The following is a 25,480-nucleotide window of genomic DNA, read 5'->3' as shown; positions in this document are numbered from 1 at the left end:
CACGCACATGATCTGCTCACGCATGCAAACTGGGAGAACGCGTCGCTGGCGGAGCTCGCCGAGGCAACTCTCGATGCCAAGGGGACAAACGCGAATCGGATATCGCTCGCCGGACCGAGAGTTCTGCTGACGCCAAAACAGGCCGTTTCGATTGCGATGGCGTTGCACGAGTTGTGTACGAATGCGAGGAAATACGGAGCGCTCTCCAAGGACCAGGGGCGCGTGCAAGTTGACTGGAGAAGAACTAGCGGTGCACGGGCACAGCTCGGTATCATTTGGCAGGAAGTTGGCGGCCCGGTGGTCTCTCCGCCGGCCCGCCGCGGCTTTGGCTCCACGCTGCTCGAACGCACCTTGGCTCATGATCTTGACGGGGAGGTGACCGTCAAGTTTGACCCTGAGGGGCTCCTTTGTCGAATAGTTCTTCCCCTTGATGGCGCAGTCGCAGGGGTTGGCGGCTAGAAGAAAGGTACGGCATACGCCGATCCTCGTAGCGTCATGTCGCGGTGGTTCACACGCAAAAATTCGGAGAACCAAAACAAAAGCCCGCTTGGACTAGAGACCGAGATGAGGCTCGAGTTCAACCGTTCTGTCAACGAGATGCCGTCGATTGATTGGGTGGGGGATGGTTAATTCCTCAGGCGCTTCTCAGCTCGCGGACCGCCCCACTCTCACTCAGAGATTTTTTTCGAGTCGATGGGATTTTTGGCCCCGCTCTCAGATGGATAGGCCAGCTGCCTGGTGCTCCCATGGATCGCCTCTGCAGGTCGGCGCTGACAAGAGGTTGCACAGTGGGTCTAGATGCCTGCTAGGGCTTAAATGGCCATCGGTTGCTGATCGGCTGCAGCGGCGAATTGCGCGTTCGTCTTTGCAAATTACTATGTCTCGTCATCTGAAAATAAACACCGCTTCGCACCAGTGACGCCCGGTCCATCGGCTCCCGGGCCGTTCGTAAGCGATTCAGATATCAATCGTTTTCGAAGGAACAGCTGCTGCCCCGTTAAGTCCAAATGCAGCCGCGTCTAAGGAAAGCGAGTGCGCTGCGACGACAGACCTCTTTCGGCTCCGCACGTTCACTCATTTTCAGGCGCTTCTGCTTCGGTTGTTAGGCGCGGATGTCGCCGTTTAAACAGTGTGCCATCTGGCGGGACTTCAAAAGTGACATACCAAGTGTGGTTCATGCCATGATGCCGCCGCCTAACACGCAAACAAGTGCTTCACCGCCGTGCCCCAACGCGATTGACGCCACCATTTGCATTGCCACCGGCGTTATGCCGGACCGCCGCGCGCGCCACCGGACGAGGCCGTAGCACGACGCCAGCCCGGGCAACGCAACCCACCGGATACTCTACGTACTGGCAGTACACGACCGCGTTGGCTGGGGCTGGATTGAGAGTGAGACCTGCAAGCCCCAACAGGGCGCTAGCAGCAATCCCGGCAACTGTCGCTCACTTGATCGAAAGACGCGGATGCATGGCGGACCTCCCTTTCGTGCTGTTTGAGTACAGCCTGAGCGCCAAAGAATCGCTGACGTTGACCTAGATCAACGGAGAGCCTGTGCGCGGGCGCGGCTTGCCCGGTTTCTGTGACCTGCGCTCGACGCTGACGCCTTGCCCGCCGCGGTGACGGTGCGAGTGGTCGTCGTCGTGACGCTGGCGATGGTCTCCGGAACGAACGGCTGGCGATTCCCGCACGATCCGCAGCGCAACGGCTTGTCCGCTAGGGGCAGTCGCAGCGGCTGGGTGCCGGTGTAGCCACGCTTGTCGCAAGCGGACGGGCCACGAATGGACGAATGGCAGCAGCAAGCCCCATGACCGTATAGGTTCAACGTGTCACGCTGTCACGGTTGCATAACGGTCAAAGGCGATCCGAGTTGCGGCTGGTCTGGTCGTCTTGCGCTCAGGCAGCGTAAACTTTTCACGATGGCAAACGGCCAATCAGCTCGCAGTCGAGGACACACCATGGAAAGCCTGGCGCATTATCCTTTTTTTGTGTTCGTACTTACTTTCGTTTTCCTGTCGATTGCCACGATAGCCGGTGCCTCCTTGCACAGGCGATACCCAACTGTCACGGCAGATCATAAAGACGATTTGGGCGTCATTCTTGCGGCCACACTGACACTCTTGGCGCTGATCATAGGCTTTAGCTTCGCCATGGCCACGAACCGGTACGATGAGCGCAAGAGGCTTGAAGAAGCGGAGGCCAGCGCGACCCGTACTGAAATAGCGCGAGCCGAACTATTGCAGCCAGTCGAGGCCGAGAAAGTACGCAAGCTGCTGAGAGAATATGTTGATCAGCGCATATTGTTTTATGACATCAGGGACATTTCGCGACGGGCGCAAATAGCTCAGCGCACCAGCCAACTGGAGGGCGATCTCTGGGCTCCCATCCGCGAAGCTGCGGCGGCGCAGCCAACGCCTGTGGTCGCCCTCATAGTCGCCGGCATGAATGATGTGTTTAAGGCTCAGGGCGACGCTCAGGCAGCAGAGTGGAACCGAATTCCTATTGCTGCATGGCTCCTAATGGCAGCAATCGCTTTGTGCTGCACAGTGTTGTTGGGCTATCGTGCGCGAACTTCTATGCGACTGGCTCTCGTCCTTCCGCTCGTGGTCGCAATCTCGTTCTTTTTGATCGCCGATATCGACGCCCCACGTCACGGTCTCATTCATGTCGGTCCGGAAAACCTTGAAAGTGTGGCCCTTGGGCGTCCGCAGTAGACGACTGGCGCGCGCGGTATTGCATCCCATCGGTTTCGGCGTCCTTCTGAGGGCGCCCCAACGTGCGGGAGCGCGCTACCCCGGAACCTGAGCGTATTTGTAAAAAATGCATCGCACCTAAATTTCATGGAGATCGGGAGGATACGGGCTAGCCAGATGGCCATCTGCACCGAACCATGCGCTGGTGCTGTAAGGCGCCTACACGTTGATCTCGCCGGCGGCCCGCACAATCGCTGCGATGGCTGCCTTGGCTGCCGGCGACGAGGTTCTCCCTCGTAAACGCACGATGCCCGTGCTCGACGGCGGCGACAGCCAGCCCTGCACGACAAGCCGGACGAGCGTGCCGGATTCCAGCTCCTCCCGTACCGCCGCGGTCGTCGCACCCAGAACGGTATCCGTGGTGAGCGCGACTGTCTTGAGCATGCCGTAGTTGTCGCACTCGAGCGCAATGGTGGCCTCCTGGCCCTCAGGCAGGCCCAGCAGGGCGGCCAGTTCAACCTTTGAGGGGCTCAGTAGCTTCGGCACCGCAAGACCGTACGCCCAGACTTCCTGCAGCGTGTGCTCGCGCCCAGCCAGCGGATGGCCTGCCCGCACATAGAGGTGGGCCGGTTGGCCCCCGATCAGCTGGATGTCCAGCGCGGCATCGGTGGGCATGTCGCGCACATCGGCGGCAAAGAACTCGATGCTCTCGGTACGCAGGCTCTCCAGCAGCTGCAACCAGTTGCCGACCTCCATGCGCAGCGCCACCTGCGGATGCTGGCGGCGCAGCGCCACAAGCGCGCGTGGCATCAGCGTGGCCGTTAGCAGCGGTCCGACACCGAAGGACGTGTCGCCGAGCCGGCTGTCGCGGTAAAGATCCACGTCGCGCTGCAGGCAACGTGCCTCGAACAGAAGCTTGCGCGCCCGCTCGATGACGAATTCGCCGGCCGGGGTGGGGCGGACATCACCAACGTCGCGGTCGAACAGGCGTGTACCCAAGTCGCTCTCGATGGCCTGGATGCTGCGGCTAAAGGCCGGCTGGCTTAAGTGGACGACTTCGGCGGCGCGGGCGAAATGCCGAGTGTCGGCAAGCGCGACGGCGTGGCTCAGGCGGCGCAAATCCATGGTGTTGCTCTCCATGCATTAGAATGATGTGGATTATGCATTGGACGCATCCTGACCGCACTCCTAATGTCGCGCTCACAACACAAAAGATGAGAGCGGTAGGAGACGCCCCACATGAGCTCGCAACTGCAATACCTGCTGATCGGCGCCTGCATCCTGGGCTTTGCCGCCATGGAGTTCATCACGCGGCGCTACCAAGCCCTCGTACGCGGCAACGCGACAGCCAACGACGCCTGGCTCGAGGTGCTGATGTTCGTCAGCCTGCTCGCCATCACCCAGCCGATCGCACTGCTGGGCAGCAACGCCGTGTGCAACTGGCTCATGCCCGCGCAGCACAACGCCTGGGCCAACCTGCCGTGGTGGGCCATGGCCGGCTTGCTGCTGATCGGCGATGACCTCACGCAGTACCTCTGGCACCGCGCCTCGCACACGCCGCTGCTGTGGCCGCTGCACCGCGCGCACCACAGCGCGGCCTACATGAGCGTGCGCATCACCTACCGCAACAACTTCTTCTACTACCTGATGATGCCGGGCCTGTGGATCGGCGGCGTGGCGGTGTACCTTGGTTTCGGCCCGGTCTACGCGGCGTATCTGGTGGTCAAGCTGGCAGTCATCCTGGGCGCGCACTGCGCCTGGGCGTGGGACGCGCCGCTGTACCGCATTCGCGCGCTGCACCCTCTGATGTGGGTGCTGGAGCGCACCATCTCCACGCCGGCCACGCACTGGGCGCACCACGCGCTTACCAACGAAGATGGCATCGGGCACTACAAGGGCAACTTCGGCAACCTGCTGTTCTTCTGGGACGTGCTCTTCGGCACGGCGCATATCACACGCAAATATCCGGCCAAGATCGGCCTACAGGACGACATCCTGTTTGGCCCGGAGCGCTGGACGACGCAGATGTTCTACCCACTGGTCCACTCCAAGCGCGAGCATTCGGCGCTGCGCCCTGGCGGCTATGGCTTCACCGAAGCCGACCTACAGACCGAAGCTAAACAGGAGGCCGCGTGAACGACCGCGCCAGGTTCGACGTGCTGGTTTGCTCCCGCCCGTGTGGGTAGCGCAATCGAGGCGCAGCAGCAGGCGTTCGCGATGCCTCGGAAGGAGCTAAAATGCGTAACCATCTAGTCCGCGAGCGGCCTCTTGGCCACGCCGAGATGACCCGAATGGAAACCATCATGCTTGCGGCTGGATGGAGACCGCGCTTGTGGCGGTCTTCATCCGACTCGTTGGTGTTGAATAGGAGAAGGCGATGATCGTCTGTTCTTGCAATGTGTTCAGCGATCATCAGGTGCGGTCAGTGGTCGTAAAAGAGGCGCGACGGCCCCGTCTGAGCGAGGTGTATGCCTGCCTCGGATGCAGCGCCCAGTGCGGCCGCTGCGCGCACGCTATCAAGCGGATCATGGATGAAAGGCCTGGCTCCGTTCATGCAAACGCAAGCCTGCACTAACTTGGAGTTGATACAGTCACGGTCACACGCGCCCTCGTTATTTCGCTTCGCGGACACGCGAAAAACCAGGAGAAAGGGAACGTCATGAACGTGCCTGTCAATTCCCGTTCGATCGACATTCCCGCTGAATTTCAGTCCTGCTTTGACAAGCAGCGTGCGGCTTACTTGGCGGCGCCGGAATGAAGCTCTCCTGCACGTCGGCCAGCACGACCTGCCTTTCGGTGAAGTCGGGGCGAGCGGCATGGGCCACTACCACGCACGCGAGGGGTTCAACACCTTTTCAAAATTGCGCCCGGTCTTCTACCAGGGCCCTCTCTCGCCGATCCAAATGCTATTTCAGCCGCCCTACGCCGGCCGCGCAATGAGCGTCCTGCAGACGATGATCAAATGGAAGACGTGATGCGTGACGTGAGCGCTGTCGGGCAAGCGGACATGGTGAGGAGCCAATGGAGGACCCCTGCGTCAATGCGCGACACTCAAGGAGAAATACGGCGCGTCAAAGCCACTTTCCAAGATACGTGATGGTCGGAAATCCGTCGACCGCCATGAGCAAATCGGCCTCCGCTACGGGTCGAGATCTTCCACGATCGGGTCAGCCTTTTCGCGACTGAAGTGCAAGCCAGCCAGTTCGCGCACCGCCAGACGACAAGGCGCGGACCGCGTTCTTATGGGTATGGGATTTTGGCGTCCGCCCGCCGAAGAAGGGAGACCAGCTCAGGTCGTCGCGTCGCCGGTCCTGTAGATGGGAATGGTCAGAGAGCCATGAGCAACCCTGGAAAGTGGAACAAAAGGTCTCCTGGTTGCAGTCAGCGTAGCGCGGCCCTGATCCTCAACGCCCAAAGCAGCGATAGCGCAGCAAAGTTCGCCGCCATTTCGTCCGAGAAAATTGCCCAAGCCTTAGCAGACGTTGGGTTTCATCAGCGTTCACTCTCCGTATTGTCGCGGTCGATCTCAGCCAGGGTGGCGCAACGTTGCAAATGAAGCTCTCTTAACCATAGGGGCTGCGGCCTCGATTCATTCTCATTCGCGCGGAGAAACACCATGAAGGATAAAGTCGTTGTCATCACACGCGCGCTGGGCGCGCTTGGAAATGTGGTCGCCGAGGAAGCCCTTTCGCTGGGCGCGCGGGTCGCCGCTATCGATCATGCTGCCTCGCAGCTCGCGGCAACAGCCGAGCGGATCGAACTCGGCCGCATTGATTTGACTGATGCGGCGATCCCGCATCTTCTCAACTCCCGGGCAGTCCGCATCGTCAATATCGGCGCGATGGGCGCTTTGCGGGCCGGCTCGGGCATGGGGCCTTATGCGGCGTCGAAGGCGAGCCTGCACAAGTTGACGGAGTCACTAGCTGCCGAGTTGAAAGGCAAGATCACCGTGAACGCAGTGCCGCCCTCGGTCATCGATACCGCGGCAAACCGCGCCAGCATGCCGAAGGCCGATCCTGCCAAATGGGTGAGGCCGACGGAACTCGCCGATGTCATCCTCTTCCTGGCGAGCGATGCCGCCAGCGCCGTCACCGGCGCGTTGCTGCCCGAAAACGCCGCTACCAGCTTCCGAAGCACGGTACGAAACCGAATGCTGGGCTTGCCTGCCAGCGCGGTGGCTTCGCACTTCCCACCCTCGTCGTCATAGGTGCCGGAAAAACTGATGCCGACCTCACGCCTACCGAGACCGGACGTTCGCCATGTCTCGTCGTACGTTCGCGGTTGATTACCAACCACCACTCCAAGTGCAGTGCCATCAGCGCCGGTAGGCGCACTGTCTCTAAATCCCATCCGGTACTGCGGTCTCCAACATCGCCACCAGTGGGCTGAACTGGGCAATCGAGACAGCGGTGGCCGATGGAGTCAGTTGGTCGACTGATTGGGCAAGTTGTACAGTGGGAGTCGGATACTGCCCTGATAAGGTTTCATACAAATCCTTATCGGTGCCGAGCCCTTCGCCCACACCGCTTTTTGCGTCCAGGCTTGCCGCAATATGCGCTGACATATACCAGCCAGGTCCTTGCGCCCTTCTATGGCGGTGATGCGACTGAACCATGCGTTGTGGGGCTCTGGCCGCGCTGTAGATTGGCACGGCAAGTGTCGTCAGTTCTGGCAGGAAATTGCCCAAAGTAACCCCCCGACTGATAGGCTTTGAAAAATGCCTATCAGTCGATGCCTGCGCTTGGAACGTGGGCGTCAGCTGATCGACGTCGACGATTCAAGCGTGCTGCTAGACGGGCACAAGCGGCGGTGATGCCATTGCGCCATTTACGGAGATAGCGGGCGCAGAAGCCGCGTCTGAGTCGGCCGTAGAGACCGCGTAATTGTCCCATCGGCCTAGATCGAACGAGCTCGTAGTCCCAATTCGGTAATAAAGCTTACTACTGTTGCGCAACGCCGCCCAAGCGTAGGATGGCAAGCTATAAGTAGCACCGGTAAATCGCGATTTGACCTGTGGATCGTTCCACGAGCCATAATAGTTGTTGGCAGTTCGTTGTGCGGGATAACCAAAGCAGTTTGGATCGCTCGCAATCTCAAATACGTAGTACGGGTTTGCGCCGGGCTTCACGTTGAACACGGGACCGCCGCTCTGCGAACGATCATAGGCCTGGGGGCCGATTACCACCGGACCTTGCTGCCCGGTCGGCGGTTTGGCCGGCTGACCCGTCGCCGACGTGCGCTCGTCTACCACAACGGTGAGTGGCTTTGAGTTGGTGAAGACATCATCGTCGACGCCGACCTTAAAGTAATTCGGTGTCTGCTCGGGCGGCATGAGCGCTAGGATCGCTTGATGGAACTGCGGCATCGAGCCGGCGAAATTCCCACCATCCCAAATTGACAGCAGTTTCTCAGTGAAGAGTCCATTGCTTTGTCCGTCTTGCGATTCCTGATTGTCTTGGCAACCGGAGATCAGGATGACCGAAGCTGTAATCTCGCCACGCTTGCGGGTCCATTGCGCGGCTTCATACATAGGCATGTCGCGCTCGAAGACTTCAAGCGCTATTGCCGGTGGAATAGACCGCTTCCGAATCGCTGCGATGTCAGGAGACGGGCCGCGGGAGCGCGCTTTGGCAGCTTGCGCGAACACGGACTTGAGATTTTGCAATCCCCGCCCCTGCGGGAAGATTGGAATTGCTTTGCGTTTCGACTGCGGCCATCGGATGCTGGTCGGGATGAATAACTCACGAATGACGGTGCCGCTGTGGCAACTGTCCGAATAGACCTCGATGCGCACGTTGGCCGCAAATTGACCCCACAGATTGTAGAGTTCGTGTCCGAGGACCATGCGGTCGTAGGCCACCCAGGTATCGTCAAGACCGGTGGGCGAGTCTCCGGTCGTGTCCGGGACCTGGCCGCCGTGACCGGAATACGAAATGACGCAGGTATCTCCGGACTGAAGGTTGTACGCGGCTTGGCCGATGGCTCCGAGAATGGCGTCGGCGGTCGCCTCACCATCGAGAAGCTTTTGCGTCGTGAAACCCTGCGACTGACAAATCGTCTCCATCGCATTGGCATCGTTGATGCAGCCGGCCAGCGTGCCCGCCCAGCCGTTGTACTTCGATGCATCGACGCCGTTCAAACCAATATGTAGCGAAAAGCCCTGACTCATAACATTCTCCTTCTTACAGAAGATCAGCGGTGATCCCGATAACGCTACCCTTGTTGAGGTCCCAACTGCGCCAGCCAGTCGTGACCGCGCCGCTTGCGCGGGTCTCGACCAGCGCAAATTGCATCGTCTGATGTGACAGATAATCGTTGATCGGCAGCGTGAACGAGACGTCGGCCGTGCTGGCTTCGGCCAGGTTGACGGTCTCGACGTGGCTGCTCCCCTCGAGGCGTGCCTGGACGGCAAGCGCAGTCAATTGATGGTTAGAAAAATTGAGCTGATTGATGAACGTCACGGTGCTTGTGACGTCCTCGACGAACACGTCAAGCTCCTCGATCGACGTCGCGGCGACCGCAGTGGCGTTGGCAAACGCTCGCGTGGTCGCCGGATCAACCTTGGCGGTAGCGGTTGTTCCTGGCGCCAGCGTGGTGTTCGCGGCGACAACCTGGTTTGTCCCGCTGGCCGTCGACGTCACCAGGTCCGTGACGTTCATGGCCTGCTGCGTGCGATTGGTGAGTGTCACGGTGTCGCCTTGCAGCGCCACCGTCACCGGGCCGGATTCTGGAGGTCCAACCACATTGCTGTCGACGTTCAGCGCAGCGTTGATGCTGCTGCCGTCCGGCAGCGTGAAGGTAGCGCCGCCCTGAATGCCGCTGCGATCGAGCACGGCGGTAAGGAGCGCGGCATTGGCCAGCGGCAGGCTGAGCGTAATGGTGATGGCGTCGATTACGGTGACTGCTTGCGGCGTGCCCAATTCGGCCGGTAACGCCCACGAATAGCCGACCGTGGCCGCGACGAATGGATCCGTCGGATAGACGATCGCCGGCGTGCTGCCCGACGGCGTCAGGGCGACAAGTCTCACGCCGAGCTGCAGCAACGCCCCGGGAGAGACGTCCGGAATCAGTGTCGTGGTCAAGGCGTACCGATTGTTCGCCGGATCGACATCGAGCAGGCCATACAGCATGATCATCGGCCGGAAGGCCTTGCTGCCGCTTCCATCCCCGAAACGCCCGACCCGGTACGCGGTCGGCGCGACCATGAAGCGTCCTGGCTGTTGCAGCGAGCGAAACACGCGGAACGCCGGATCACGCAATGTGGTGACTTCATCGAATGCCTTCAGCGCGGTTTCGCCGAGCTTCAGCGAATCCTGGCAGCCGATCGCTGTTGCAACCCCGGCGTCATTGCGCTGGAGATAGAAGTTCCCGTAGCTGCCGCACGGCAGCGAAGCGTCGGTGGTCTCCTCGTGTACCACCGAACGCGTCACCAGCGTCCGGTGCGGAGTGAATGTCGCCGGGAGGAGATGCGGCTGGATGTCCGCAGGCGGTATTGGCGTGACCGCAAGGTGCGAGAGGGCCGGTGTCGCCGGCGCCCGTCCGGCAATCGAAGGGCTCTCGCGGTCGAACTGCACCGAACCCGACGCACTGACGATCTTCAGGTCCTGCCTGATCAGCGTTGGTCCGCGCACCTGCGCCGGCAGATCGTTGACGGTGGCCACCTTGGCAATCTGGTGGACGAGGCCGCCTCCGATCACGTGCAACGTCTGGAGGGTGTCAAAGATGTACTGGTAGGAGGTGAAAGCGTAAGAGACGACGACGAGCGGCGGCCCGCCGGCTGCCGGAAATGCCAATGACGCATAGGTCAGCCGCACCCAGTCGTCGAGCAACGCGACGTTGATCGTGATCTGGTCGCCGGTCTGGGACACCGCCCCGGGAAATCGCTGGGATTGAATCTCGCTCGTGCCCGCACGGCGATACGGAATCTGCAGCGCGCATGACAGATTTTGCAACGGTACCGCTTGCAGCTTGCGATCCGGATTGGCCACGGCGGCGGCGGCCGTCTCTGGCGTCATCGCGGCCTTGACGGTGAGCCGCACGGTGGCTGTCAATCCGGTTCTTGCGGTGCCGTCCGAGCCAAGCACCGAGCCGGTTTTTGCCAGCACGAAGGAGAACGCCGCGTTCGCGGCATTGTCGCTGGCCGCCGGCTTCACCAATGTGAAGGTCGGTGCATACCAGCCGGCCTTCGGGTCGAGCGCATCGGGCCACCAATGCGCGGCGACATTGGACACCAGCGGGTACTTCTGGGTGGGAGACTGGGTATCATCGAGGTGCAGCGGCAGCACGTACATATCGTTGCCGATGAACGTATGCGCGTGCGCATTGAGAGCGATGCCCTGGCTCGTGGCGCCGCCCGAGATCAGCGCGGCCGCCGAAGGCTGTGCGACATGGCTTGCTGTCATCGCGAACGGCAGGGAGGTGAGCCGGTTGTTCATTGCAACAAGCGGCACCGCCGCGGGCGCCGCCCGCAATGCCGTTTCGCCGCCCGACAGGTTCTTCCGCAACGGCGGCACACGGTTCGCGGTGCCGTCGGCATTCACGACCAGCAGAGACAAATAGAGGTTGCGATCCAGGCCATCGAGAATCCCGCCAAGCACGAGGTCGAGCGACAAATCGTCAATCGGTGGACCGTCGACGATCTCGGTCACAAGTCGAAGCCGCGATGCCCGTCGGTCGAACGCGTAGAGTACGTCGAGCGCGGCTTCCGGCGGCAGGGACGTGGCGATGGTGCCCTCGACCCACGTTCCGAACAGGTCGGTCCCGGCATAGAATGCGCGACTGTCACGCACCGAGCACCGGCCGGCACGGACGAATAGCTTCCGGCATGGTGCGTCCAGCCGCGAGGCGAGGGCCGCGATGTCCTGTTCGGGGGTCTCGAACGCAATCACCAGCGACAGCGAACCGCATGTCACCAGCGGTGCGATGGAGGCGTCGTCGAGCGTCGGCATGCGCGACAGCACCAGTGTCAACGCCACCCGCGGGCGGCCGGCGCTGTCGCGCGCCACCCGCGGCTTGCACGAGAGATGGTCGTAACCATCTCTCGTGCGCCGCACCTGGACCGATGCTGGACCCGGCAGATCAAGCCTGCTCCAGCCGGATATCGTGCTCGGCGCGATGCCTGGTCCAAGGGCAGACATGGCTGCTCCACCCGCCTACGCTGGTTCGAAGCTCGAGAACACAACCTCGTCCTTTGGAGCCGGTGCACCCTTCGATGCGCCGCCATCTCCGGGGGACGCCGCCCAGCCGCCGACTTCGCCATAGCCGCCGGAACCGGGCGCGCCCTTGCCGGTCGGCGGAGGCGCCGTTGGTTTCAACGTACTGGGCGGAGGTACGACGTGACCGGTCGAGGACGGCGGCGTTGCCGGCGCACCTTGTCCAGTTGTCGTTGAGGCGATCGCAGACAACGGGACATCCTTCTTCGTGACGTTGGGATCATCCGGCGTCGGTACCGTCACCATCAGGCCGCCGCTGCCGCCCGTCGAGATCGGAGTGGTCGTCGACCATTCCTGTCCGTGGGTGAACAGCGTGCCTTTGACAACGACACGAACCGAATATTGGAACTTCGGCACGAAGTTCTTCTGCCCGGTGTAAACCAGCCAGTAGCGCGGCGTGTTTTGATCCGCGAACTTGAAGGTGAACTTGACCGGGTCCCGGTCATTGCCGTCGTCGCGCTTGCCCAGCGCCTGCATCGTCACTTCGACGTATTGGGTGTCGTCGGTCAGATTGGCGCCAAGCAGGATCGGCCCAACCGAGAGCATGCCAGCTTCCTCGACGCGGACTTCAACCGCGATCGTGTTGTCGGGCGTTCCGAGGGGGCTTGGATCGAGATCGACGATGTCCTTCTCGACCTGCACGCGTGCATATGGATTCTCGAATTCGCTGGGCGGCTCTGTAAAGTGAATCTGCCGCTTCAGGAACATCTTGTCCGGCTCCCAGCCCGCCGGCGGATGGGCAACGTCGCTCTTCTGCTTCATGAACGTCGCGGTATCGAAATGGGCGTCCGGTCCATCGGACGGACTGAATACGTGTCCGTCCCATTGCAGGGCGCCGTCGGCGTTGGGATAGCCAACCTGACAGGACAGGAATGCCACGGGTTCACCGACCCACTTCTGCGTCGGATCCGGCCAGTTCACCACCGGCTTGAAGACGCGCGCGACCTTGCGGTCCCAGTCGCCGATATCGACCGTAAGGAAGTAGACCTTGTCCTTGGCGGGATTGGCCCGGATTTCGTCTGCCACGCCATCGAGCGTGCCGCCGACCTGATAGTTCTGCAGGTAGGCGATCTCCTTGGTCTCGTGATACTCTAGGTCGAGGTTGGTGCGCTGCTCGCGCAGTTTGAACGCGGCGCCGCCGCCAAAGCCGAGAAAGCCGCCACTGGCTTGTGCCGGCTGTTCGTTGAACGGCGCCGGGTCAAAGATCACCTGCTTCGCCAGATCCATGAACTTCTGGAAGATCAGGTCGCTCCGCTTGTCCATGTATTCCTGCAGCTTGTCTGCTCCAGGCAGTGATTGATCGACGAATGTATGGACCTCGATGTCGCCGGATTCGCGGAGGCTGTCGTATTGGGCTTGAATGTCAGCACTCCAGAACAGACCGCCGGCGTGCGCGGCACCGGAAAAATGATCCTGAATCCTCGACCAATGACCGGTGATATCGATCGTCATCAGCGGACTGACCACCCGGACCATCATGTTCTGCGTCACGTTCATCACGCCCGTGCCGAGATTATGAAAGCCGTTATAGGCGACTGCCGCCGGAATGCTGCCAAGCAGGGCGCTGTAAGCCTTCTCCGCGCCTGGATCGATGGTGCCGGGGCCTTGCCCTGACAGCTTCACGAACATCGGGTCGATGTTGGTGCCACGATAGCTCTGCGGCACCGTGCGGGGCATAACTCCCGCCGGTAGAAAGGAGCGGCTGAGCCCGATCGTCGGTGGCGCCCCTGCGATTGGGCTCTTGCTCGCCATCACGGCCGGAATGCCGCGGCTGTCGCCCGGTAGGGTATTGGAGAGCACGCACTGATTGCTGACGATGGGAATGAAGGTGAACCAGGGCTTTTGATTTGAGGTGTATCGCCACAGCGGATTGTCGTGACTGCGAACCTGATCGATCAGCGCCGCATGGGCATCGGCTAGCACGTTGTCCGGCGGTGCCGCAGTTGTCGCGAAATTGATCAGCCCGCCTGCCACCTCGTTGTCGGAGCTGGTTTCGCCGACGGTGGTGCCGCTCGATCGCACGCCGGCGAAGTGGATCATGCTGAACTTGTAGTCGCCGTTGGGTTTCCGCGCCAGATTGACCTGCTCGGGTAACCAGTAATACACCGGCGCTTGCCCGGCTGCCTGCAGTTGCTGGTTGTGCGCATCAACCCAATAGCTGATACGCCACCCAGATTTCGTCACGACCTGATTGCCAACTGCGAATAGTGGTCCAACTGGCGTTACCATTACAGTGCTCCGCTTGGTTGCGGCGAGCGACGGCAACCAGAGAGAGAGGTGTCTAAACCGCCTCGCCGTATGAAATGTGCCTAGTTCTTCCTAGAAGGGCAGGTGCTTATAAAATGCGGTGTACGCTCAGTCTCTCAGCGCTGCGAACATGCGATAGTCGGTCGAAAATGCAGTTCGCGCGATGAGAACGTTCAAGAATTTCGTACGATTGACAATTGCGATGCGCGGTTTGGCGCCGCGGCCTCAAGAAACAACGGAAACAATAGATGATCGAATTGTTCGTCTTGCATGCCTCCCCTCGGGCCAATACTGGCTTTCGGAATGGATGAGACTTTTACGGCAGTGTTCTCGATCATTGCTCGAGCATGCTAGACCCGCTGTCGTCGTTCGATTGTGATATCATTCACCGTTGTAGCGACGACCTGAGGAATTGGTAAACAGTTCTCGATTTTTTCCGATCCACTTCGCCAAGCATGGAGTTCACATTTGAACTTTATCTTGAGCTAAATCTGACCAGCTAGAGCTCGTTTAGGCCAGTCACTGGATCATCACGACAGGTTTGGTCGATGGTTTTCTCGCCCCCAGACATTTCTGGAGACGGGCCGGAAGTCTGCTGTCGGTGCAAATAGTCGTTGTCGGGCCGAAATCAGCCAGTTCGCTACTGATAAGGAAAAGGCACAAACGAAGTCAGTTCGCGGACTGATAAGGTTTGGTCGCAAAGCTTATTCGACCCTGACGGAGCCATTCGGAGAAACTCGGGCTCAGCCCGAAGGTTCAGGTGCTGTGAATACGCCGCGACCGTCCCTCGAAGACGGCTGCTTCACTCTCCGAGAGCCGTTCCAATCGAACCGCAACAACCATCGAGGGAGCTCTTCGTGCAAGCGCCGCTGTGCGGCGCCGTCGCCGGGTAGGTAACGAATAACCGCCAGCATGCTGTTCGCGCAACGCGTTCGCTGATCGACGAACCACCTCCGAGATGTGCAGCAGCTGCGCGGCCAGCGGACTCGTCTTGCGCCAGACCATGCCGATAGTTCGCGAAGGTTGCGGATTGCTGAAGCGCGCGATCGACACCGGCGCAGAGCGTGTCTCTACCGTGGTCGCCATTTCCGGAATCAGCGTGACACCGATGCCTGCTCCAACCATCTGAACGAGCGTGGACAGAGAGTTCGCATCCAACGCCTCCCGCGTTAGTGACGATCGCATGTTGCAGAACGACAGGGCCTGGTCGCGAAAGCAATGCCCTTCTTCCAGACTAGTAGCCGCATTTCGCGCAGAGTTGCGCTGTTGGGCACCGGCGTTCCCTCATCCTTGCACGGCCGCACCAACAGGATGTTCTCGGACAATCGCGCTATCTCGGTCTGCGAAGCTTCCGACACAGGCAGAGCGACAACGGCTGTGTCGAACCGCCTCTCCTCGAGAGCCTCGATCAGCTTTGGCGTCAGCGTCTCTCGGACGTGAATGTCGAGTTCGGGATAGGACTGCCCTAGGTCGCTGACAAGCCTGGGCAGCAAGTAAGGCGCAATGGTCGGGATCATGCCTATGCGTAACCGACCGACGAAGGTGTCTCGCGACGCTCGCGCAAAGTTTCCCAACTCATCAACCGAGCGCAGAATGTTTGCGGGTGCGTAGAGTGAGTTCCTCTCCCAATTTCGTCAGCGAGAGTTGGCGCGCGCTTCTGTTCGGGAGGAGGCCGCCTAGCGTCTCCTCCAGTTCCTTGATCTGCATCGACAATGCCGGCTGCGAGATCGCGCATGCTTCTGCCTCGCGTCCGAAATGTCGTTGACGTGCGAGCGCATCAAAATAGCGAAGCGGCCGAAGAGAAATATTCGTCATCAGGAAATCCTACAGCTGCAATCACAATAGTCAATCTTGCCTGATGGGATGCCACGTGCGTGCACGCCCGACTCCAGGAGGCCCTCCAAAACGACAGCGAACGTCGATCCATTCCCTGCCATATCCAGTAAGTATTCTTCGAATGTAGTAATACCGTACTACCTTGCCTGGTTCGCGAGAACGATATCCTGAATTGAAGCTCATCTCGTCCGTGCTGATTCCGCTCGATGTCGCCCACCATTCCGGAATGATCTCGCCCACCGTTCCGATTTGATGTCGCCCACCATTCCGGGATGATGTCACCCGGGGTGACGAGGCCTCTTCTGGCTCCGATACGGTCCCGCCTTGCGGCTTTGCGAAGGGGGACCTGGATGCCGACGGAGAGGCTTGCGATGCGCCATGTGCGCGAAGTGATCAGATTGAAGTCGGCTGGGATGCCGACCCGCGAGATTGCGCGGCGGTTGGGACGGCGCCTTCGACGGTGCGGTTGACGATCCGCCGTTTTGAGGCGACGGGGCTGAGCTGGCCGTTGTCCGACGGCATCACCGACACTGATCTGGAGGCCCGGCTGTTCGCCAGCGCCGGTGCGGGTTCCGGCACGCGGCGGGGCCATCGCCGGCAGGGGGAGCCGGACTGGGCGGTGCACCGCGAGCTCCGGCGCAAGCACGTGACGCTGTCGATCCTGTGGGACGAGTACATCGCAAGCGAGCCTGGCGGGTCGGCTTTTTTACAACGTTGACGCGATCACATTGGCGACAGCGTCACAACGCTACTGTGTTTCACGTTCGTAGGCCGCGCTCACGTCTTCCAGCGCCTTGGTGAAGCGATCGAACATTTCGTCGACTTCCTCCTCCGTAATGATCAGCGGCGGAGAGAAGGCGCAGCCGTCGCAGCCGGGCAGTGCGCGAACGATCAGCTTATAAAATTCCTCGGCCCGATCCCTGACCTTGCCGCCGAAAGTGCCGACCGGCATCAACGGCGTCTTTGTCTTCTTGTCCGCAACAAATTCGATGGCCCCGATCAATCCGGAGCTGCGCACGTCTCCGACGTAAGGATGATCGGCGAGACGGTTCAGGCGCGCGAGAAACCGCTTCGATACGCGCTCGACATGCGTACCGATGTTGCGCTCTTCCAACAGGTCTAGGACCTTAAGCGCCACCGCGCAGCCCACCGGATGTCCGGAATAGGTCGAGCCGTGTCCGAAGTAACCGGTGGATGCGCTCCCTTCGACGAGGCCCTGAAATATTTCATCGGATACGACAATGGCGGCCAGCGGCTGATAGCCCGACGTCAACCCCTTGGCCAGAGTCATCGTATCCGGCCTGAAGTTCATTGTCTGGCAGCCCCAGAGCTTGCCGGTGCGGTAGAAGCCGTTGATGACCTCGTCGTCGAGAAAGAAGATGTCGTACTTGCTGAGGACTTCGCGAACTCCCGCATAATAGGACAGAGGCGGAATGCTCACGCCGCCGCCGCCAGTGATCGGTTCCGCGATAAGGGCCGCGACCGTGTCGGGACCTTCGCGAAGGATCGTATCTTCGAGCTCCCGCACCAGACGCGCGCCAAACTCATCGCGGCTCTCGCCATTCAGGCTGTTGCGAAAGTAGTGCGGATCGGAGACGTGGATGACGCCCGGCAGCGGGAGATCGAAATTCCTGTGATTGATCGGAAGACCGGTGAGGCTCGTCGCCATGACGGTAGCGCCGTGGTAGCCGTTGATGCGGGAGATGATCTTCTTTTTTTGCGGCCGGCCCTTGGCGTTGTTGTAGAAGCGGATGAACTTCACAAGGAAGTCGTTTGCCTCCGAGCCGGACAGCGCGAAGTAGACATGCGCGTCCTCGATCGGTGCCAGCGCGGCGAGCCGCTCCGCGAGATCGATGGCCGGATTGACCGACTTGTATGCGACCGTGTGGTAATAGGGCAGCTTGCGCAACTGCTCGGTGGCGGCCTCGATGAGCGCCTGCTCGCCGAAGCCGAACGCGGTGCACCACATGCCCGCGGCACCTTCCATATACGGGGTGCCGTTCTCGTCCATGACGTAGATGCCCTTGCCGCCAACCATTACCGTCGGAGGTCGCTCCAACTGAGTCTTCAGGTTGACATATCCGTGGAGGACGTGGGCGATGTCACGGACGCCGGCCGAGTTTGCATGCATCGAAAGGTTCCTAAGCGTGAGAAGAGAGCGAGACCGACTCCATCGACGCAACTGCGCCGGTCACGTCAGAAGCCTGCCTTTCGTGATTCCGCTGACCGCGGCGATGAAATGATCGATATCGGCGTCGGTCATCGGCGTCGAAAGAATTCCCTTTCCCGTGCTGGCGAGATGAAACCCTTCGTCGGTAAGCGCCCTTTGAAGGGCTTTGACGCGGTTTGCTTCCTCGGGCGTGGCATAGGCTGAGCGATAGTCGGTAACCGGCCGAGTGTGCCCGAAGATCATGAACATCGATGCGAAACCAGTAACCTGACCCGGAAAGCCGGATTGTTTGAACGCGACATTGAGTTCGTTGATGATCCGCTCGTTCATGCGGTTCATCCGATCGATAGCGGGATCGCCGAGCAGGTCGAGCGTGACTTTCCCGGCGGTCATCGTAACGGGGTTGGCCGTGAATGTGCCGCTCCATGGCAAGGCGGGCTTGCCGGCACGGTGATCGTAAACCTTCATGAATTCGCGCCGGCCGACCACGGCCCCGACGGGGAATCCGCCGCCGATAATCTTAGCGAGTGTCGTCATATCGGGATTGATGCCGAACAACGTCTGTGCACCGCCGCTGTGAGCCCTGAAGGTGATGACCTCGTCGAGGATGAAGACCGCGCCGATTTCGCGCGTCACGCGCTCGATCATGGCGATGTAGTCCTTCGACATCGGAAGGAAGCCGAGATAGCTGGGAGCCGGATCCATTATCACCGCAGCGATTTGTGACGCGTTCGCGCGGATGATGCGTTCAGCGGTCTCGACATTGTTGAACGGCACGACGATGACGTCGTCAGTCACGCCTTTCGGCACGCCCTTCGAATAGCCGATTGAGTTCGGATCGTTGCCCCAGTTGGACGGATTGGAGTCGAGGCTGACTTCGGCATAGTCGTAGGAGCCGTGGTAGACGCCTTCGGCCTTGACGATCTTGGGGCGTCCGGTCAGCGCGCGGGCGGCCTTGATCGCGCTCATCACCGCTTCCGAACCGGAGTTACAGAAGCGAACCTGCTCGAAGCTTTCGGCACGGGCGCAGATCGTCTCCGCAAGCGCGACTTCCTGTTCTGTCGGCAGCGTGAAGGCCGTGCCGTTGCCGACCTGCCTGCGCACCGCCTCGACCACGGCGGGATGCGCATGGCCGTGCGCGAGCGAAGCGAAGTTGTTGAGGAGGTCGAGGCGGCGCGTCCCATCGACGTCGATCACATAGGCGCCTTCGCCGCGCGCGGCGTAGACCGGAAACGGATCCTGCCAGGGCATCGTTCGGGTGATGCCGCCGGGCAGCACTTTCAGTCCGCGGTCATAGAGTTGCTTCGACCTGCAGGTCGGATCCGGCCAATGAGTCATTTCGCTATTCCAACGTCAGAGCTGCTGATTCAGGTCGCCGCACGTTCGCGCAATTTTCCGGTTGCCTCGGCATCGATGGCGAGATCGTTCGTGGTGACCGAACCGATGAACGCGACGCCGTAGACATCCCGCGCCCGCTGGATCGTTTCGAAGCCGTCGAGCACATCCTTGAGAACGCGGCGCGGGTCGCGCTCAAATGGATTGCCGTAGCCGCCGCCGCTGGTGGTGTTGCCGCGAACCCGTTCGCCCTTCTTGAGGACCGTGATGACGACGTTCGGAAGTTCCTCTTCCTCTCCGTTCGCGTTTATCTTCCAATGCTGCGCCTTGATGCCGTCCTGACCGCCCCGGACGCCCTTGGGCGGATAGTGTGTGCCGTCGCACGGCCAGATGGCATCCATCGGCTGCTCCTTGGGGCCATAGGAGACTTCGACCGCGAAGGAGCCACGATATTTGCCCGCGCCGGCGGAGCCGGGGAGGATACGGATGTATTGGAATTCCAGCGGATGCTTGAGTTCGTCCACCTCGACGGAGTCGCGATACATAAGGCCGGCGACAACGGGCAAGGCGTAGTTCGGCCAGCCGTCTGCCGTTGGGCTGCCGGGGCCGCCGGCCGCTGCGACGATCAACTGATTGACGTAGGGTTCGTTGCCCAGCCGGTGGTCCTTGCCGGAGATGACGCCGGTGCCGGCGCCCATGCCGATGCCGCCTTCCGCGAGCCCGAAGTCTTCGCCGATCGTCGCGAACGCAGACTGGGTGATGTTGATTAGCCGGTCGGCGACATTCGTGGTGGCCAGTGAACAGGAGTGCGGGAACGCAGGACGGCCCGCAACGGAGCCGTCGCGGAGATGCAGGTCCAGGCGCCGGAACGAACCCGCATTGCGCGGCACGGTGGGATCGATCGAGTTGAATACGCCCGAGAACACCGCCGCCGTGACGCAGGCCTCGCTTTCGTTGAAACCGCAGGGCACGTTATCGACATTTTCCCGCAGATCGAGATCGATGATCGAGTTGTCCGGGTCGATGTTGAGCTTGACGTTGAGCGGCACACCGTCGGGCAGCAGTCCGGCGAGGGGATCGTGCGCGCCGCTGCGGACGACGCTCGCTTTCGGAAGCTTCTTGATCGCCTGGATCATGCGCTGCTCGGAATAGTCCATCCAATTGGTCATGAAGTTCTTGATCGTCTCCTTACCGTATTTCTTGCACAGCTCCTTCAGGCGTCGTTCCGCGATGCGGGCGGAGCCGATGCCGGCGAGGAAATCGCCGTACCACTGGTTGGGCACGCGGATGCGTGAACGACACATCGCGACGACGTCTTCATTCATCTTGTAGTCGCGCTGGATACGGACCGCCGGGAAGATGAGGGCGCCTTCTTCATATTGGTCGCGCGCCTGAGCCATGTAGGTCGTCGGGAGGCTGTTGCCGATGTCCGCCTGATGGGCCTTGGCGACCGTCGTGAACAGGTGCTCGCCATCGATAAACACGGGGACGAGGAATGCATGATCTGCAGCGTGTGAATTGCCGGAATAGGGATCGTTGTGCAGGTAGCAATCGCCTTCGCGGAGATCGCCGGCATGACGGTCCGTCATCGCAGCGGTCAGCATGTGCGATCCGAAGATATGGATCGGCAGGCCCTCGGCGCTGGCGAGGAGTTGATTGTCGGCCGTGCATATAGCGCAACTGAAGTCGCGCGCAGAATTGATGACCGCGGATCGCGCCGCGCGCAGAAGAGTGTTAGTCATCTCGCGCACGATGCCGTCGATGCGATTGGCGATGATCGCCGTGAGATAGGGATCGAATTCGCTGTTGCCTGTGGTCACGGTCATTGCTCTGATCCTATGCCAGCCTGAGAAGGTAGTTTCCGGCGGAGCTGATCGTCGCGGTCATGCCGGGATAGACAACAAGCGTCGTCGTCGGCTCCTCGACGATAGCCGGTCCCTTAATGACGGCGCCGAGCCCCAGATCATCCGGCTTGTAGATACTGGTGCTGACAGGCGTGGCGGTACCGAAGAAGCACTGGCGTATCCCGGAAGGACTGGCGTCAGTCTTCGCCATGCGCGCGACATTCGGCGCTTCTTGGGATGCGATCTTGGCCGTCAGCCGCGCTTTCCAGTTCACGATCTCGACAGGACTGCCTTCGTCGCGAACGGCGAACACGCGCTCATGGACTTCATGAAAGGCGTTGACGAGCCCGTCGATATCGCCCTGCCTGGCGAACGAACCCGATGCCAGCGGCGTATCCAGCTCCCACACCTGACCGAGGTAGCGTGCCTCCGCGTAATAATCTATCCGGTAGTCCTTGCCACGTTCGCCGAGCGTGCGCCGGAAAGCCTCGAGCCGATCCTTCAGTTCGGCCAGCGTGGCATTCACTTTGTCCTTATCGAAACGATTGGTCAGCGACACGACGCTCGCCGTCTCCTCAGCGACGATGTTGGCGAACTGCATCCCCGAGGCCGACAGCACCGAGGCGACTTTCGGCAGCACGACGCTTTCGCACCCCAACTCCTTGGCGATCAGCATGATGTTGAGACCCGCCGCGCCGCCGCCGGCGACGATGGTGCTTTCGCGTGGGTTGACGCCTTCATTGATCGTGATGTCGCCGATCGCGCGCATCATGAATTCGCCGGCCAGATGGATGATGCGGTAGGCTGTCTCTTCCGCGGTGCTCCCGAGTCGGGATGATACGGTTTCGATCGCGCGACGTGCCGCGCCGGCATCAAGAGTCATGCGACCGCCGAGAAAGTAGTCGGGATCAAAATAACCGAGCACCACCGCGGCGTCCGAGACGGTCGGCAACGTACCGCCACGTCCGTAGCAGGCAGGACCGGGTTCAGCGCCGGCCGATTGGGGGCCGACACGCATCAAGCCGCCTTCGTCAATCCAGGCGATCGAGCCACCGCCGGCGCCGATCGACCTCATGTCCACGGCGGAGATACCCAGCAGGTCGCCCGTATATTGCGGTCCAAGCCAAGTGTCGCGCGTATATGTAAGATTGCCGTCGCGAACCAGCCCGACATCGAAGGTCGTACCACCGGTGTCGCAAACGATGACGTCATTGCCGAGACTCTCCAGCGCGGAGAACGTGAGGCCCGCGATCGGGGCCATCGCCGGTCCCGAACCGACCGTGTAGATCGGCTTGTCGATCAGGGCTTCGACATTGCTGCATCCGCCGGCCGCCGTGCTGACTAGAAGTTCGCCGTTGAAGCCGGCTTCCCGCAGGTCATGCTGCAGCCCTTCGAGATGCCGCTGCATCAGCGGTTTTAGCGAAGCATCGATGGCCGTCGCCGAAGCGCGGCGATATTCGCGGACGATCGGAATGAGCTGGTGCGAAAGCGTGTAGGGGACGTTGGGCGCGACCTCGTCGAGAATCCTGGCGAACCGCAGTTCGTGGTCCGAATTGGCAATAGACCAGAGGAAACTGACGGCCACCGCCTCGAAGCCTTGATCGCGGATGCTGTCGGCGATGTGTCGGGCCTGGACCGTATTGAATGGCACAGAGACTTGACCCTCCGAGTTCATCCGCTCCTCGATCTCGAAGGTGTGGCGCTTGGCGATGTAGGGATCGGGGTAATCCTGGGTGAAGTCATGGGGATTGAACTTGCCGCCCTCCTTGAACAGGAGAGTGTCGGCGAATCCCTTGGTCGTGACGAACGCCGTTTTCGCCACGGTTTTCGTCACGATGGCGTTGGTAGCTCGCGTCGTTCCGTAGATCAGAAGAGTGGTTTGACCGAGAAGTTCGGAAAACGAAATCTCGAGTTGATCCGCCGCAGCTTCGATCGCCTCGCGCATGCCGAGGAAGATGCGATCGCGCGTGGTCAAGGCCTTGCCGATCGTCATCAGGCCACGGTTATCAGCCACGATGACATCCGTGAATGTGCCGCCCGTGTCGACTGAAATTGTATAGGCCATCGCCTTAACTCTCCAAAGAAGGACTGGAATCTTGCGGAATGCGCGAGCGTGACCCTTGGGCACGCGCTCGAAGGTCGAGGAAGGTTTAGGTCAGAACGCTACGGGTTGAGCCGCGTGCGTATCCGAAGTCGTCATCGGTCGCAGGAAAACCGGATCGCGCGCGCGAAAGTCGGATGGTCGTGCGGTTATCCGTCTGGCCAACGTCTCGTGCCGACATTGCGGCACGACGCCGCAGCACGACGGAATTCGCGGATGGTCACCTTGCCATTCCTCCCCATTCTCGATGCGTCTAATCGCGTAATTCGGAGGCGCGGTTCGTCTCTGGGCCTTTCGGCTGGCGTTGAAACCGCGACCCGGCCCCGCTTCGAGAGCGTCGTGCGGAAGCTCGTAAAACTGATGTGATCACATAAATATCCGCTCCGCAAGTAAGAATATCAGACATATCAAGCGATTTGGTTCATTTTCGAGACAAGTTGACATGCAAGTGCTTTTTTCGCTGGAAAGCGATAGCCAGATATTTCGTATTCAGCCCGACAGATGCAGTGTATGAAGGTATGATGTGATCACACAATGGCTCTTTGTAGGAGTAGCTTGAGCGACGTAAAGCTCGCACAGGGAGTATTCGATGGATCTAATCGACAGTCCGAAAGACACAGTATCGCTAGCCGGGGTGCCGGCGGAGACCCTGAGCATTCAGGTCTATTTGACGATCCGGGACCGGATATTTCGTGGGGAGTGGCTACCCGGCACACGCCTGACGCTGCGCGCACTCGCGGCCGAACTCGGCACGAGCGTGCAACCTGTCCGTGATGCGATCAGCAAGCTGACCGTGGAGCGCGTGCTCATCCTGCGTCCAAATTACAGCGTGCAGATACCGGGAATTAACCGGCTGATGATGGACGAACTTTTCTCGATGAGGAATCTTCTGGAAGCCGAGGCCGCCCGCCGCTGCGCCTCGTTGATGTCGGATGTGGACATCGATGAACTTGAAGAAGCGATCCGTGCCACTCGCCGCGTCTATACGCTTGAGACGGCCACTGCGAACAGGGTTGGAGAGATTCAGAACGTCGCGCGCATGCTGGCGCTGAAATCTGGCTCAAGCACGATCGCCGAACAGATCATCAACCTGCGCACGCGCACCGCGCCTTACTATGCCGCCGCTCTCTCACGCGACGATCACGAGGGCAACAGGGATCCTGAATTCGTCATCTTTACGATCCGTATTCAAGATGAGTTTTTGAGAGCGCTACGCCGCCGCGATTCTGTCGCCGCGGCCGAGATCAGGAAAGTCGATCTCTATACGTTTCAGCATTACATCTACCGGCTCATCAATGTTCCGTAGAATGATGCCAGCTCCGCCGATCCACGCTGAACGACAAAGCTGCCGGCACGCTCCCCGCCTATCCAGTCGCCACTCCAATCGACCCAGCTCTTCCCCCGTCGCATCGCCGCCAGATGCGACAAGACCGATCCGAGCTTTTCCGCCACGATCGGCCTTGCCGCAACGCGTCTCGCCTTAAGGCGAACGTCAACAGGCCCTGGCCTGCCGAAGTAGCGCTAGTCGCCCCGCAGCACTTCGCCGAAGCGAGAAGTGCTGCGCTCGATGATAGCCTGCGCGGCAGGCGACCAGCGGCCCATGTCGAAATAGCCGTGGATTATGCCCGGCCCTGGAATGTGCTCGGCCTTGCCGCCTGCGGCGCACAGCGCCTCGGCGTAAGCGGCCCCTTGGTCGCGCAGCGGATCGAACTCGGCCGTCACCACCACGGCCGGCGGCAGGTTTGCGAGGCTCCTGGCCTGCAGCGGCGCCAGGCGCGAGTCCATAGTGTCGCTGAAGCCGCCGGCATAGTGATTGTAGAACCAGGCCATGGTGTCCGTTTCGAGGAAGTAGCCCTTGGCGTTCTGCTCGATGCTTGGATAGACGGCGGCTACGTGGTCGACCGCCGGATAGATGAGAAATTGCGCAGCGAGCGGGATGCCCGCATCACGCAATCGTTGCGCCACCACGGCGGCAAGGTTGCCGCCCGCGCTGTCACCGGCCACGGCGACGGCGCCGTCGCCGCCAAGTTCGGGCGCATGGG

17 protein-coding genes and 3 pseudogenes are annotated in these 25,480 nt (G+C 60.7%); 8 read left to right on the top strand and 12 right to left on the bottom strand.

The features are described from left to right. On the top strand, window positions 1-459 hold a 459-nt coding region (locus H8B02_RS27150), incomplete at its 5' end, for a sensor histidine kinase (protein WP_229169059.1). Window positions 460-1,214: 755 nt separating this feature from the next. Here the strand turns inward: H8B02_RS27150 and H8B02_RS27145 are convergent. Continuing rightward, the gene (locus tag H8B02_RS27145; RefSeq protein WP_229169061.1) at window positions 1,215-1,430 is read right to left on the bottom strand and encodes a hypothetical protein; all 216 of its coding nucleotides are present in this window, start codon (window positions 1,428-1,430) and stop codon (window positions 1,215-1,217) included. Window positions 1,431-1,958: 528 nt separating this feature from the next. Between H8B02_RS27145 and H8B02_RS27140 the strand changes: the two genes are divergently transcribed. Continuing rightward, on the top strand, window positions 1,959-2,714 hold the full coding sequence (locus tag H8B02_RS27140) for a bestrophin-like domain (protein WP_229169058.1): 756 nt from the start codon (window positions 1,959-1,961) through the stop codon (window positions 2,712-2,714). Window positions 2,715-2,912: 198 nt separating this feature from the next. Here the strand turns inward: H8B02_RS27140 and H8B02_RS27135 are convergent, their stop codons facing one another. Next, window positions 2,913-3,818: a LysR family transcriptional regulator gene (locus H8B02_RS27135; RefSeq protein ID WP_229169057.1), complete on the bottom strand. Its 906-nt coding sequence runs from the start codon at window positions 3,816-3,818 to the stop codon at window positions 2,913-2,915. Between the two features lie 114 nt (window positions 3,819-3,932). Between H8B02_RS27135 and H8B02_RS27130 the strand changes: the two genes are divergently transcribed. The 4 genes and pseudogenes from H8B02_RS27130 to H8B02_RS27115 form a co-directional block, all read left to right on the top strand. After that, entirely contained in the window at window positions 3,933-4,829 is an 897-nt protein-coding gene (locus H8B02_RS27130) for a sterol desaturase family protein (protein WP_229169056.1), read from the top strand. Window positions 4,830-5,070: 241 nt separating this feature from the next. Further along, a complete protein-coding gene (locus H8B02_RS27125) occupies window positions 5,071-5,268 on the top strand; it encodes a (2Fe-2S)-binding protein (RefSeq protein ID WP_229169055.1) in 198 nt (65 codons plus the stop codon). A 154-nt stretch (window positions 5,269-5,422) separates the two neighbouring features. Continuing rightward, the gene (locus H8B02_RS27120) at window positions 5,423-5,668 is read left to right on the top strand and encodes a hypothetical protein (RefSeq protein ID WP_229169054.1); all 246 of its coding nucleotides are present in this window, start codon (window positions 5,423-5,425) and stop codon (window positions 5,666-5,668) included. A 641-nt stretch (window positions 5,669-6,309) separates the two neighbouring features. Continuing rightward, window positions 6,310-6,801, top strand: a pseudogene (locus tag H8B02_RS27115) (SDR family oxidoreductase); the annotation flags it as partial. Between the two features lie 231 nt (window positions 6,802-7,032). On the opposite strand, the gene H8B02_RS27110 reads toward H8B02_RS27115, so the two are convergent. The 5 genes and pseudogenes from H8B02_RS27110 to H8B02_RS27090 all read right to left on the bottom strand — a co-directional run bounded on the left by H8B02_RS27110 (window position 7,033) and on the right by H8B02_RS27090 (window position 15,967). Beyond that, window positions 7,033-7,257 carry a hypothetical protein gene (locus H8B02_RS27110; protein ID WP_229169053.1) on the bottom strand — a complete coding sequence of 75 codons (225 nt, stop codon included), beginning with the start codon at window positions 7,255-7,257 and terminating at the stop codon, window positions 7,033-7,035. A gap of 225 nt (window positions 7,258-7,482) precedes the next feature. Further along, window positions 7,483-8,862 carry a caspase family protein gene (locus H8B02_RS27105; protein ID WP_229169052.1) on the bottom strand — a complete coding sequence of 460 codons (1,380 nt, stop codon included), beginning with the start codon at window positions 8,860-8,862 and terminating at the stop codon, window positions 7,483-7,485. Between the two features lie 13 nt (window positions 8,863-8,875). Continuing rightward, on the bottom strand, window positions 8,876-11,830 hold the full coding sequence (locus tag H8B02_RS27100; RefSeq protein ID WP_229169051.1) for a hypothetical protein: 2,955 nt from the start codon (window positions 11,828-11,830) through the stop codon (window positions 8,876-8,878). A gap of 15 nt (window positions 11,831-11,845) precedes the next feature. Continuing rightward, complete coding sequence (locus tag H8B02_RS27095; RefSeq protein ID WP_229169050.1) at window positions 11,846-14,089, bottom strand: hypothetical protein; 2,244 nt, start codon at window positions 14,087-14,089, stop codon at window positions 11,846-11,848. An 819-nt stretch (window positions 14,090-14,908) separates the two neighbouring features. Further along, window positions 14,909-15,967, bottom strand: a pseudogene (locus H8B02_RS27090) (hydrogen peroxide-inducible genes activator). 392 nt (window positions 15,968-16,359) lie between these two features. On the opposite strand from H8B02_RS27090, the pseudogene H8B02_RS27085 reads away from it, so the two are divergent. Then, window positions 16,360-16,685, top strand: a pseudogene (locus H8B02_RS27085) (helix-turn-helix domain-containing protein); the annotation flags it as partial. Window positions 16,686-16,736: 51 nt separating this feature from the next. On the opposite strand, the gene H8B02_RS27080 reads toward H8B02_RS27085, so the two are convergent. The 4 genes from H8B02_RS27080 to H8B02_RS27065 are packed head-to-tail and all read right to left on the bottom strand — an operon-like array spanning window position 16,737 to window position 23,402. After that, complete coding sequence (locus H8B02_RS27080; protein ID WP_229169049.1) at window positions 16,737-18,119, bottom strand: aminotransferase; 1,383 nt, start codon at window positions 18,117-18,119, stop codon at window positions 16,737-16,739. A 60-nt stretch (window positions 18,120-18,179) separates the two neighbouring features. Continuing rightward, complete coding sequence (locus tag H8B02_RS27075; protein ID WP_229169048.1) at window positions 18,180-19,496, bottom strand: aspartate aminotransferase family protein; 1,317 nt, start codon at window positions 19,494-19,496, stop codon at window positions 18,180-18,182. A gap of 29 nt (window positions 19,497-19,525) precedes the next feature. Further along, complete coding sequence (locus tag H8B02_RS27070; RefSeq protein ID WP_229169047.1) at window positions 19,526-21,319, bottom strand: hydantoinase B/oxoprolinase family protein; 1,794 nt, start codon at window positions 21,317-21,319, stop codon at window positions 19,526-19,528. Between the two features lie 10 nt (window positions 21,320-21,329). Beyond that, window positions 21,330-23,402 carry a hydantoinase/oxoprolinase family protein gene (locus H8B02_RS27065; protein WP_283842245.1) on the bottom strand — a complete coding sequence of 691 codons (2,073 nt, stop codon included), beginning with the start codon at window positions 23,400-23,402 and terminating at the stop codon, window positions 21,330-21,332. 625 nt (window positions 23,403-24,027) lie between these two features. Between H8B02_RS27065 and H8B02_RS27060 the strand changes: the two genes are divergently transcribed. Beyond that, window positions 24,028-24,744: a GntR family transcriptional regulator gene (locus H8B02_RS27060; protein ID WP_229169046.1), complete on the top strand. Its 717-nt coding sequence runs from the start codon at window positions 24,028-24,030 to the stop codon at window positions 24,742-24,744. Between the two features lie 215 nt (window positions 24,745-24,959). Here the strand turns inward: H8B02_RS27060 and H8B02_RS27055 are convergent. Continuing rightward, the coding region (locus H8B02_RS27055; RefSeq protein WP_229169045.1) for an alpha/beta hydrolase fold domain-containing protein at window positions 24,960-25,480 on the bottom strand (521 nt) is incomplete at its 5' end.

It is taken from the genome of Bradyrhizobium altum, assembly GCF_020889705.1.
Classification (GTDB): domain Bacteria; phylum Pseudomonadota; class Alphaproteobacteria; order Rhizobiales; family Xanthobacteraceae; genus Bradyrhizobium; species Bradyrhizobium altum.
The sequence above is the reverse complement of the archived record's forward strand: the minus strand, read 5'-3'. Positions and strand labels throughout refer to the sequence as shown.